Raw genomic sequence first — 12,096 nt, 5'->3', positions numbered from 1 at the left:
ATCACACAATTAAATATCTTTGGAGGAAAGCATTCAATCTATCTATCACAACAGCTACAAGATAACTAATGCAGAGCAGCACAAGAGAGATGAGCAGCGGATATTTGAATCCATATATAAAGTCTTGAAACAAATAGTAGCAAAAATAGGTATGGACAAGCCACATACTCGTAGAGCGACGGCCAAAGGCATTCAGACTGCGATCAAGCCAAGCCGGACGCTTAATGCAGACGAAAAGGAGGATGAAAGCTGTCACATAAAAGGGATAAAAGATAGATTGATATGTATTTCGCACAAGAATAATACCTATCATCAAAAGTGGTAAGCCAATTATAGGCACCCAAGTCGGCACACGCTCTCTAAGACGCGAAAGGGGAAACCTTTGGGCTGAAGCGGCCCCTAAAAGGAAAGGTAGCAAAAGCGTAAAGTAGCTGTCTATCCAAAACAATAAGCGATATTCATCCAACCATTTACCATCCCAGCGAGAAGCTAATCTGACCAGTAAATAAATAAAGAAAGAGAGGGATAGTATCCATTTATATCCTCTTCGATCTATCTGTCGGAAAATAAAAGGAGCCGTCAGAACCAACAAAGCATAGGGCAGGATAAACCACGTCTCATGATTATAGGAATTTTCCCAAGCTACTATATTCTTAAAGATGGTGACGATGCTACCGGGATAAATTTGCGGGTCACCCCAAATACATCCCAAGGGTACAAATAGCAGGAGCGTAAGCCAATAATGCGAATAAAGACGCAAACATCTTTTACCCCCCCCGTTTTTATTTGACAAAGATAAACCATACCCACTTAAAAATATAAAGAAGTGAACGGGGTTCATAGCAAAGATGAGCAAATAGACAAGCGGCTGCTCACCAACATAAACTAACGGCGTTGACAAGTCTATCAGCTGCGAACGATTAAACAGATGGGCAAATAGCATGAATAGTATAGCTACGCCCTTCACGGCCATCGTATCCGCCTTGGAGAAGGTATCTTTCATTTATTTTAGCTGAACAGAGATAAAAAGTAAGATTTTATACTTCAAACTGACTCTTCGTGGGCAACTTCCGCTCAAACAGGGCGCTCAAGCGAGGCTTCAAGCTCTCATAGTCCTCATAAGAAAGGTCAGAAGAATCGTTTAAGCAAAGAGATTTAACTTGATTGTCAAACATCAGTCGTTCTACTTGATCAACATTATCTGCGCCCAACTGCACGACTTGCTTCGCACGCAACTGGTTAACCGGATAGAATTTATTGGAGGCCAACTGCCAATAGCGAAAGACGTAGTTGTTGAGACTCATATTCTCTCTAAACTTCGTACAACTCTTGGTCAACATTTCAGGTTCTCTTTCCCACAACTCTTGATAAGTAGTCTTCAAAAAGGCTTTTTCATTATGTGGCGTATAGAAATGTTGAAACGTACTGCGACGAAACCATCCTATAATCCGAGCCTGCAGCCAATACTTCAGTCCCAAATAATGTCCGTACCAGGCTTTTCTGTTTTGGGCAACGACCTTACGACGATCGAAATAAGCGTTAACGACATGCGTATCGCAAAACTCCATAACGTTAATGCCCCACCCATCTGTCTTCGGATTGTAACAACCGGCAGTAAACAAATGCTCATAAGGCGCATCACAAGGCAAACCATTACGAAAATAATAATCCGGAGCTATAGGAGCATTGATAAACATGTCGTCGTTGAAGACGACAAATTGCTCACTCAGACCTTTTATTCTATGCAGATTATCCTCAATTGTATTAGCTTGAAACGTAGGCAAAAACTCTTCGGGAATAAAATCACGATGATCTACAAAGGATAATTTAGGGTGATCAAAATTAAGCCACGATGGGCGTTGGTTATCAGCTACGAAATAAATATGACGCACCCACGGAGCATAAGTTTCTACAGCGCGAAACCAATATTTCAATATATCCCAGTCGCGATACCTGACCGAAGCCGCCTGCTGCGGCGTCCCCTTATAGCGAGCTTTCTTCTGCTGCCATTCAGGGTCAGAACCGTCTACCCAAAAAACGACAAAATCTATCTCTTGCATCTTTTATGGAAGCTAAATTTTAAGCATTGAGAAGTCTTTGATATCTACGGACAATAAAGGAATCAGCCATAACAACCGGCAATAAATCACCGCAGTGCTGATTGAAGCAGAAACATGAAAAATTTCCCATTCATCAAATAAGTTTGAGCAAGCTTTGTTTGTATTCTCCCATTGTTTGGCGTAGGAAAACTATAGTTTGATACCGGCAAACCATAGTTTGGGTTGAGCAAATGATAGTTTGGCCCGAGCAAACAAAATAGAGGTTGGGATATTATATAAAAAAAGCTTTATAGAATGGCCGTTGTCTTATTCTACGAAAAAGCAGACTTCAACTTGTGTAATTTACTACTGTATACTGTCAATTGGCTACCCGAATAGGTATTTGGAGAGCCGGATTTTGTCGATAAACGCACTACAGAACAGGCTTGTAAAAAAAGCTGTCAAAAACATGAACCACCCCCCAGCATTACCATTGTTCAACAAAAGTTCACGACAATAAGAGGAAAAATAAACTAAAAGCCATATAAACGTATGATGTAAGATATAAATACCCATACTATTACGATCTATCAGGCTAAGAAAGGCTTCTCCCTTACTATTTTTTATATGTGTTATTGAGTTAGGCAAGCTTTTATAAAGCATCCAAACCTCAGTGATAATCAGAATATTGTGGAAGACTTTCGGAAAGGATACTAAGGGATCTATAATAAGGAGCAGTGTAGTTGCAGCCAACATCAATGGATAGCCTAAAAAGCTCTGAAGTAAAGTTTTATGATCATATTTGACAATAAGCAAACCTAAGAAGAACATAGGTATATATTGTAAAGTCCTATTTATACTGAAGATCCACAAATGATGTTGGATAAAACCTATATTCAGCTGCGAAATAGCAAAGACTACAATTAAAACAACTCCATCTACCCAAGGGGAAGAATTCATCCAACACTTTCTCGTTAGCGCAGCCAAAACGAAAAGATTGAAAATCATCAATAAGAACCACAAATGTGCTAAACCGCCAAGAAACCATTTGAAGTAACAAATCTCATAAAAGAGTAAATAGGTCAACGCTCCCCAAATAAGGTAAGGAACAAGCAATCGATGCGCCTTCTTTAAAATAAAATCCACGGTCTTTGCATATTTCCCCGTAAAGACCCCTCTTGCATAGAGTATAGCAGCAATAAAAACGAAGCAATTCAAAGCTATCCCGCAGACATTATTCAGCGTAGCATAAAAATATGGTATTTCAGCTGAAGCTGTGGGAGAATCGGGGAAGAATGACCACGTCCCCATATTAAAGCTAAAGGAATGATACAGCACTATTGTTATGGTAGCTAATACTCTTATAAACCGAATGCTTAAATCCTTTTTCATCATCAAGAAATCTTCTTTAAAACAATCTTCATATTTCCAAATATAAACATCTAATAAGACCTTTATACTTCTATATCAAAAAAGCTATTATATCTCTATTTTGAAATAGGTATCTTAATAAATGAATCTAACAACAAGTGCTCTTCTATTTCCGGATTATTCGACCATCTATCGGGTGCAATAACGACCTTCTTCTCATTTCTTGATAAATACTGTGCCCACCAAGAAAAGGTACTATTTGACATAATAAAATGCTTGCAATTGTACATCAATCTAATCGTTTCCCAAACGGGATCTTCTCCTGATTCATAATAACATGGCTCTTCAAGGATTATGTTTTGTTTGACCCATTCTATATCATTAGAAAAGAAAATGAAAGTCGGATTTTCTATTCGCTTTCTTGCCTCAGCTATAGCCTTGAAAAAGTAATCCCTATTGCAAACATAAAATTGATTCTTAAAATTATCCTCCAAGAAATCCCCACGGCGAACAGCAATACATACAGAATTTGTATTACGTATAGCCTTATATAAGGACTCATTCTCGGGCCTTTCCGGATATTTGGGAGTAAATTCTTTTAGTAAAATAGGACGAATAGCATCAAAATACTTTGGATTCTCATACTTCCCATAACAAACAATATTTTTGTTTGATGGTATAGGCATGTCAGAAGCGTTATCTGAATATTGTTGAAATAAGAGTCCGTTAGAGCGGAATTTCTTAAACCACCAACTAATCACATTAGGTTTGTTAACAACACGACTTATTACTTGAAATGCTAGGTACAAAAACTTCTGCTTCCAATCCCCCAACGATAAAACTAGGTTTTTTTCTGTAGTAGTGTATTCCTTAACATTAAAATACTTCAAACTATCTTCAAACCCATCTTCTTCTGGGCCTGAGGATACAACAAGTCGATGATTAAACAAAAAAGAATCTTTATACCCCTCTCTGCATTCCAACAAGCGACGACAATATGCATACTCAAAAAACTGGTTTCCTAATCGTCCAGAGAAATAAGCTGAAATCATATCCTTAATTAATTGACAGTTTTGACTTGATTAAATTAAAAACAAAAGTTCTCTCTTCATGTCTCCAAAAATAAAAGAGAATCAAAAAAGCTATAACACCCAGTGCGGTACAAGATACAGAAAGGAGTCTCATCCATCCTCCTTCCGCAAACAATTGAGATATAGCAAAACAAGATAGCAGCGTAATACCAGACACTATAATACAAGGGAAAACGCCCTTCCTGTAAAATTCAAACAATTTAAAATCTGCCCAATTAGCCTTCAACAGCTTAGTATAATAGTTAGACTTGATAATCTCCAAGGCTATCATAAAAAGAAAAGGAGAATACGGAGTTCCACCCCATTTCAAAATCAAATAAGTTATCGGCAAATAAACTAAGAAGATAAAACCGTCCAACATAGAGATATATTTATTCTTACCCGTAGCAACGATTCCAAAACGGATTGGGAAAAAGACATTGGCAAAAAGGAGAGTGATCAATTGCAATTGACATAAAACAGCAGTATATGGTGGAGGATTTTTCAACCAAACCTTTAAAATGAAATCGCCCTCAAAGAGAAATGGAATAGACAAAAACAACATTAAGCAAAAGCTGTATTTTGCAGAATCTGTAATCAACTGCTGCATTCGCGTATAATTGCCAATAGAATAAGCTTTTGTAATACCAGGGCGTACTGACATCATAAAATTATTGGCAAAGCCCATAACAGCTCCATAAATAGTATTGGCGAAGCCACAAGCCGCATTAACCACAACACCAAAAAACATATTTAACAACACATTCTGCCCTTGCGTCTTCACAGCAAAACCAAAATTCCCAAACACATCCCACCCGGAGAAGACCAGTAGCGGCTTAAGAATCTCTTTGTCCCATTTAAAACAAAACTTACATTCTTGAAAATTAGAATGACAATAAATGGCATAACAAGAAAAAATCACCAATGAAGAAACCACCAAAAGGAAACCATAGGTTATCAAATGGTCAGCAGCAATAACATACAACAAGAATGTCACGAGAAGTTTTAGCAGCGTATCAAGAATGCCGATATAAGCAAAAACCTTCATCTTCTCATTTGCGATAATCGAAGCATTATACGGCACTTGAAGCAATGTTATAACTGTCATAACAATTGAACATTGATAAATGATTAGCGCAGCAGCCTTCCGCCCTTCCGGTATAACCAATTTGTTCAAAACAAACCACAACCCGATAGTTTCTCCTAAGATTAAGACTAAAAAAGAAAAAAGAATATATGCATTTACAGCCGAAGAAAATGTACGTTGCAACCTTGCCTTATTACCTTGGCCTATTTCAAAAGCTAAAAAACGAGAAGTAGCCCCAGCCAATCCACTATTGAAGAAAGTAAAAATAGTAATAATGCCTGCCACAACTTGAAATACGCCCAAATCTTCAACGCCCAACACCTGTAAAATAACCCTCGACGTATAAAGGGAGACGACAAGATTAAACAGCATACGAGCGTACAGAAACAGTGTATTCTTAGCTATCGTTTTATTTGAAGAAATAATTTCAGCCATTCGCTTTTTCTAATCGACCGATTGCACAGAACAAGTTTAGATATGACAAAAAGAGATATGAGGACAAAGCATCACATTACTGCCATGCTATCTCCTTATATCTATTATTCTTATTTAATCTACAGAAAGAGAAACGGTACTATCCAGTTTCTTCATCCCTCTCTCTATTTTATGTCATTATTAGCAGTGATAAAGGCTTGCCGGGCCTTGGATAAGTTGGGTAAAGACTTCATCCTATACTAGTTATCTTTCAACTTTATATCGCCAAGAGCGATGCTGTGATTTCTATGCCGGATTACAAAGTTACCGATCACAATCTCTCAAATGCAAAAATAAAGATAATAAATGACAAATACCCTTCTCGGCGTTCTATTTTTTTAAAGCCGAGTTAAAAAGCTGACTTCTTAACTCGGCATAGTCTATTCAGATCTCACAAAGATAGAATCTGTATTTCGCTCACCGCTCCTCAGGAATAGTAAAACAATATTTTCTGCAATAGCTAAGCGTTCTTGTTCATTCAGCTTCGAGAAGCACTGGAGCGCGATTTCACAACAATATAAATACCCAAGCCTATGAAGGCCGCAAGGATTATTAGCAGCGGCACAGCATACTCTTGTGGCTCCACCCAAAACTCTTTGAAGAAATCAATACGCCCTAAGATCTCCACAGGAACCCAGAAAACGATTACCGTAGCGTAAGCCATACGCAAGTTAGCACCCCAAGCCGAAAGGCGCAACTGCTTCAAGAACATCAAAATCGAACCAACCAAGCAGAATGCACCAACCATAAAGGTCACAGGGTGGTGATCGCCCAAGAAATTCTTATCATAACAAAACATCAAGAGCAGATACGAAGCCCAAAGCATCATATTGACCTCCATAAACGTCACGATGCTCGTATGGCGCGTCATAGGATGAGCCACGATAGCCTGACGTTTGCTTCGGAAGCACACTTTCTGAATCCACGTAATGAAAAGACAGCCATTGCGCGTACTGAAAATGTACATCACCATCATCATCATCCAGAAGCCAAAAGAGGCTGACAAAATCAGGTATTCAGGGCGGGTAGCCATCGCATCTTTTACCCACGGCTCACTCATACTATTGACCAGCTGTCCATTGATATGCATCACAGTCGTTGAGATGCCGTCAACATAAGTACTCGTCGTGCTCACCACACCGTTGACAAGCTCAGGATGCACGCCATATCGGTGCGCATAATACAGGAAGAGAAATTCCACCCAGCCGGTCCAGAAGAGCAAACCGCCCAAGAGTCCTAAAAGCGTTTGTCGCGTATCGCCACGCACAAAGACGCCGACAATCACAATGATCAATCCGGCAAATCCCAGCAAGAAACCGGTCACGTGAACTGTGCTCGGCGCCAAATAATGCTCCATCAGCAGCATTAAGGCGTGACCGAGCGGCATCGCAAACAAGACGATAAGGAAAGACGCTATCGTACGCCACACATACAATTTGCGGGGCGATTTGTCAAGAGTCGAATTTTGAAGTGTAGACATATCCATTTAAATATTCAAGCGTAAATAAAACCAGAAAAGGCGCGTCCATTACCCACGCACACATCTCTATTATATAAATAATGTGGGCCTAAAGCCCATCTTCGGCAAATGTACAACAAAAAGCATACAACAACGAATTTCTTGACGACACTTTTGAGTACCCTCTCATTATTTACGAAGGCGTCGAGACCTACTGCTAACAAAGCGATCGCAAAAGCCAAAAAGGCCCGGTCATCACTAACTACAATATATCCGTCATCTCATCATCTAAAGCCTCGCCTGCACGCACACAGAAAAGCCGCCGACAACGGCGAAATCCATTGTCGGCGGTAGCATATTGTGTTGTTATCTTCCGTCTTAGAATCTGTAGCGATTATCTTTCACATCGCCGTTGCGCAATACGAGCGCGTTGATCAGCAACTCATTTGCACCGTAGTAGCTCTGCTGATAAATAGCTTGGAAGTAGTTGCCAGACTCGCGTTGCATTTCTGCTTTGGCGTCAAACTTCTCTGTGCCTTGCACCTTGCGCTGCACTTGCACGAAATAGATCGCTGCCGCACCTTGAATTGCGCCCGAGAATTGTCCTTGAGCTGTACGTGCAATTGCGCCGGCCAATTTTGGTTCAGGCACAGCTAACGAACTCAACTGCGTTTGGCTGAAGAAGTTTTGTCCTTGCAACATTTGCAAGATCACACCCTTTTGCGTCTTCGCTTGGGCCATATCCTTCACACCTTTCAAGCGCGCCATAAGCAATTCGCCCTTCTTCTGCTGCTTCACGAGTCCCGTTAAGAGCTCGCGCACATTCTTGTTATCCCAAGGCAGATAGCCCTTGTCGTTAACCGCTGTCACGCCCAACACGAGCAAGTGGTCATTGCTGCGGCCGCACTCGAACAATTGTGAAACCTCGCCCGCCTTAGCCTCGTCGAAGAGCCAGCGCACAGCATCTTTCGCACGGCTGCCACCGATTTGCTCTTGGATCGACTGGTTGCTTTGTGCATAGTTGGGTACATCACGCACGATATAGCCTTCGCGCGGCGCGTTTTTCGTAATCGCTTCAATCGTGCGGTTTGCAGAGAGGAAGCGGTTCATCTTATTGAGGGCCGCATTATAAGTATCCTTAGAGAATTGTAGCGGGCATTTCACCACAGCCACATTATATTTCGTTTCGATATGCTTGCGCTCCAAGATCTGTACGACGATGCTACCTTGCGCATTGCTGATCACGCTATAGCCCGGCTGCAACGTGTTGATCTGATTGATCATCTTCGCTTGGTCATCAGGCACGTTAGGTGCTTCATATTGCGCTGAGAACATCCAGATAGAGTCCGTCGGTTGGTTGTAGCGCTTCGCCAAGTCGTCAAATTTCGCACCACCCTGCAAAGCCTTCAAGATGCTGTCTGCACGCGTTTGACTTTCCTGCGGCGTCTTGCCCACAGCCGCTATCATACGGTAGCGTACAGAGTCAGCTGCTTGCAACTTGTTAATCAGTTTAAGCGTATTGATCGTATTATCCTGCGCGTTGTAATAAACCGGCTTCACGCTGCCTACGCCCATAGAATCCAAGGCCGCAGCAATGTCAGGCGTCGAACTGAAAGCGTTCTTGCTCATAGCCAACGTCGTGTAGGGGAAGATGGTCTTGCTCGCATTGACAACCGCTGCGGGATCGCCGCCGGCCTCCAATTTTTGACGCACCTCGTTCACCTCTTTCGTCAGGTCTGCCTTATCTTTCGCGCTGGCCTCAACAGTGACGTCAAGCACCTTAAGATCAACGCTCTTCGTCGGGTTGACGAATTGCTCCTTATATTGCTCGTAAGCCGCCTTCAAATCCTCATCCGTCACCTTCACGTCTTTATCGCTCACCATCGTATAAGGTACGGCAGCCACTTCGACATCGGCCAACGTATTACGAGCATCGAAATCCATCTTCGCAGAAATCGGGTTGGAGATAAAGGTCTGGCCCAACATGGTGTAGAATTTCATCTTCAGCAACTCGTTGCGCAATTGTCCTTCCGTGTACTCCCAAATTTGGCGAAGCATTTGGTATTGCTCCATATAAGCCTGCTGGCCGCTTTGGGCCAACTGCGCCATATTTTTGTCGTAATTTTTCAAGAAGTCTTGCAATGCATTCACGTCAAAGCGTCCTGTCTGCTGATTAGCAAAGCCCATTTGCGCCATCATCTGCAAGCTCTGAGCCTGCCCCGTGCGCAAAGCGTCTTGCACATCCTCGTCAGTCACTTGGATGCCGGCTTTATCCGTCTCGTGCTTGATGGCACTCGTGTTGACAAAGTCGGACCACACTTGTTCGCGAATCTGATCCTGTTCCTGATCAGTCAACGCATCACTCTGTCCGGCGCGTTGCTTCTGCATTTTCGCAATGTTAGAAAGCTGCTCAACGCGATTTTGGAAATCTTGAATCGTCAGTGTCTCGCCAAAGGCTTCGCCAACTTTCTGTTTGTCAGCGTTGGTGAGACCGGTAATCGACTGAAAGCCACTCTCGGCAATAAAAGCAAACAGGCCAAGGCCGATGATGATCATCAGGATCTTGCCTTTGCTTCTGATTTTCTGTAGTGCTGCCATTTATATCTATTATTTTATTGTTTCTTCCGTATTTTAATGGCTATAAAGCCGGACAAAGGTAGCAAGTTTTATTGAGTTGCCTGCGCTCAGGCTAAAAAAAAATACAATTTTTCAACTATCTGCATCCATCCGGTTGTATTTCAAGCCAACAAAATGGGCCGACAAACTAAAAAAGCAGCCTTTCTCGGACGAAAAAACAACAAAAAGAACGCCGAACAGTCCCCACCCCATCCGCCGCATCCCGCTCCGGCATGCGGAAGGCAAACTTAGCTTCCGCCTCCACCCCACGCATCGACCCTCAACGGTCCGCTATTTACGCGTCAAAGTCCAATCCGCCGGTTTACGCTCACGAGCGTACACCTTTTTTCTCACGAGCGCAAGCCTTTTTTATCGTGAGGTAAAACCTTTTTTGTCGTGATCAAAAACCTCTCCAAAGAGCTTTGCGCGATGAATACCTTGGATTTTTTCAAAAACAAGCCAATTAAAACCTTGGATTTTTTCAAATTTAGGCCGTTTAATACCTTGGATTTTTTCATTTTTACTACCTTTGTCGCAGATTATAAGCTTAATAGTGGCATGTATTTTCCCAGATCCATAGATACGTATCTCTCAGCTTGGGCCGCCGCATCAAACCATAAGCCGCTACTCTTAAGAGGAGCGCGACAGGTGGGCAAGTCTACGGCCGTGCGCCATTTGGCAGCGCAATTCGATAGCTTTGTCGAGATCAATCTTGAAAAGCAGTCATCGCTCATACAATTGTTCAAAGGCGATCTTGACGCTGTCAAAATCGTTGCGCAGTTGGCCGCCGTGATGGGTCAACCCATCACGCCCGGTAAGACGTTGCTCTTCATTGATGAGATTCAGGCCTCTCCGGAAGCCATCATGGCCTTACGCTTCTTCAAGGAAGACTTGCCGGCTCTACACGTGATAGCAGCCGGTTCTCTGCTGGAATTTGCATTAGAAGATCTGCCCACTTTTGGGGTAGGAAGGATTCATTCGATGTTCATGTATCCGATGACCTTCGACGAATTTCTGACGGCCAACGGAGAAGACTTATTATTGCAGGCACGCAACCAGGCCACAGCAGCCTCACCGTTGCCGCTGCCCCTCTATCAACGATTGGTAGAACTGCTGCGCGAATATATGCTGATCGGCGGTATGCCGGAAGCAGTCAGCAGATGGGTGGAAACGCACAATTACTTAGCCTGCCAAGAAGTGCAGGACGACATTGTCGTAGCTTATGAAGATGATTTTCCAAAATATAAAAAGAAAATCGACCCACTGCTGTTAAGACTGACACTGAGAAGCGCTGCGGCGCAAGCTACGAAGAAGTTTGTCTACGCCAATGTGGGAGGAGGATATAAAACACACGAAATTAAACGGGCATTAGAACTACTTACGTTGGCCGGTATTCTGATTCCGGTGACGCACACCGATGCTAACGGATTACCGCTCGGGGCAGAGACGGACAACGCTTATAGAAAGATGCTGCTACTCGATACGGGCTTGATGCTGCGATTGCTCAATATGACGACGGGCGACATCTCAGATTTGACGACTCACATCCTAACCGCCGAAACTTCAGAACTGGTCAACAAAGGGCCGATGGCGGAGATGATGGCGGGATTGGAAATGCTTCATTATAGGCAACCCAACATTCGCCACGCCCTTTATTATTGGCAAAGAATGGCAAAGAATGCGGAAGCAGAGATAGATTATATCTCTCAGTATAAGCAGATGGTACTTCCTGTGGAGATTAAGTCGGGCACGCGAGGAGGCATGAAAAGTCTTTGGTCGTTTCTACGCGAAAAGCAATTGGACAATGCCGTCAGATGTTCGTTAGAAAACTTCGGCACTTTCGATTATGCTGATACGCTCGACAATGGTCGCCTGCGCCACGTCGCACTCTGTCCGCTTTTTGCTTTGTCTCAATTGGAGCGTTTAGCTAAAGAGTTGCCTTGGGATTGACGTCTCTCGGTTTACAAGTCGCTTTCGTGC

The 12,096-nt window shown here is 42.7% G+C and carries 8 protein-coding genes; 1 reads left to right on the top strand and 7 read right to left on the bottom strand.

Annotation, left to right across the window (positions count from 1 at the left end; all coding sequences use genetic code 11):
• Position 1 precedes the first annotated feature (1 nt).
• The 7 genes from GCWU000325_RS10125 to GCWU000325_RS10090 form a co-directional block, all read right to left on the bottom strand.
• A complete protein-coding gene (locus GCWU000325_RS10125) occupies positions 2-1,003 on the bottom strand; it encodes an acyltransferase family protein (RefSeq protein ID WP_006256526.1) in 1,002 nt (333 codons plus the stop codon).
• A gap of 34 nt (positions 1,004-1,037) precedes the next feature.
• Positions 1,038-2,060, bottom strand: a complete 1,023-nt coding sequence (locus GCWU000325_RS10120) for a stealth family protein (protein WP_006256525.1) — start codon at positions 2,058-2,060, stop codon at positions 1,038-1,040.
• A 366-nt stretch (positions 2,061-2,426) separates the two neighbouring features.
• Complete coding sequence (locus GCWU000325_RS10115; RefSeq protein ID WP_006256523.1) at positions 2,427-3,434, bottom strand: acyltransferase family protein; 1,008 nt, start codon at positions 3,432-3,434, stop codon at positions 2,427-2,429.
• A gap of 92 nt (positions 3,435-3,526) precedes the next feature.
• Complete coding sequence (locus GCWU000325_RS10110; protein ID WP_006256522.1) at positions 3,527-4,462, bottom strand: alpha-1,2-fucosyltransferase; 936 nt, start codon at positions 4,460-4,462, stop codon at positions 3,527-3,529.
• Between the two features lie 4 nt (positions 4,463-4,466).
• On the bottom strand, positions 4,467-6,002 hold the full coding sequence (locus tag GCWU000325_RS10105) for an MATE family efflux transporter (RefSeq protein ID WP_006256521.1): 1,536 nt from the start codon (positions 6,000-6,002) through the stop codon (positions 4,467-4,469).
• A gap of 517 nt (positions 6,003-6,519) precedes the next feature.
• Positions 6,520-7,527: a hypothetical protein gene (locus GCWU000325_RS12460; RefSeq protein WP_006256518.1), complete on the bottom strand. Its 1,008-nt coding sequence runs from the start codon at positions 7,525-7,527 to the stop codon at positions 6,520-6,522.
• A gap of 351 nt (positions 7,528-7,878) precedes the next feature.
• Complete coding sequence (locus tag GCWU000325_RS10090) at positions 7,879-10,098, bottom strand: peptidylprolyl isomerase (protein ID WP_006256516.1); 2,220 nt, start codon at positions 10,096-10,098, stop codon at positions 7,879-7,881.
• 576 nt (positions 10,099-10,674) lie between these two features.
• Between GCWU000325_RS10090 and GCWU000325_RS10080 the strand changes: the two genes are divergently transcribed.
• The gene (locus GCWU000325_RS10080; protein ID WP_040599816.1) at positions 10,675-12,066 is read left to right on the top strand and encodes an ATP-binding protein; all 1,392 of its coding nucleotides are present in this window, start codon (positions 10,675-10,677) and stop codon (positions 12,064-12,066) included.
• The last annotated feature ends 30 nt before the right edge of the window (positions 12,067-12,096 follow it).

This window comes from Alloprevotella tannerae ATCC 51259, assembly GCF_000159995.1.
Lineage (GTDB): Bacteria > Bacteroidota > Bacteroidia > Bacteroidales > Bacteroidaceae > Alloprevotella > Alloprevotella tannerae.
The sequence above is the reverse complement of the archived record's forward strand: the minus strand, read 5'-3'. Positions and strand labels throughout refer to the sequence as shown.

Coding starts and splice junctions, on each gene's coding strand:
- GCWU000325_RS10125 (WP_006256526.1), bottom strand. CDS start 1,003: ATGAAAGATACCTTCTCCAAGGCGGATACGATGGCCGTGAAGGGCGTA.
- GCWU000325_RS10120 (WP_006256525.1), bottom strand. CDS start 2,060: ATGCAAGAGATAGATTTTGTCGTTTTTTGGGTAGACGGTTCTGACCCT.
- GCWU000325_RS10115 (WP_006256523.1), bottom strand. CDS start 3,434: ATGATGAAAAAGGATTTAAGCATTCGGTTTATAAGAGTATTAGCTACC.
- GCWU000325_RS10110 (WP_006256522.1), bottom strand. CDS start 4,462: ATGATTTCAGCTTATTTCTCTGGACGATTAGGAAACCAGTTTTTTGAG.
- GCWU000325_RS10105 (WP_006256521.1), bottom strand. CDS start 6,002: ATGGCTGAAATTATTTCTTCAAATAAAACGATAGCTAAGAATACACTG.
- GCWU000325_RS12460 (WP_006256518.1), bottom strand. CDS start 7,527: ATGGATATGTCTACACTTCAAAATTCGACTCTTGACAAATCGCCCCGC.
- GCWU000325_RS10090 (WP_006256516.1), bottom strand. CDS start 10,098: ATGGCAGCACTACAGAAAATCAGAAGCAAAGGCAAGATCCTGATGATC.
- GCWU000325_RS10080 (WP_040599816.1), top strand. CDS start 10,675: ATGTATTTTCCCAGATCCATAGATACGTATCTCTCAGCTTGGGCCGCC.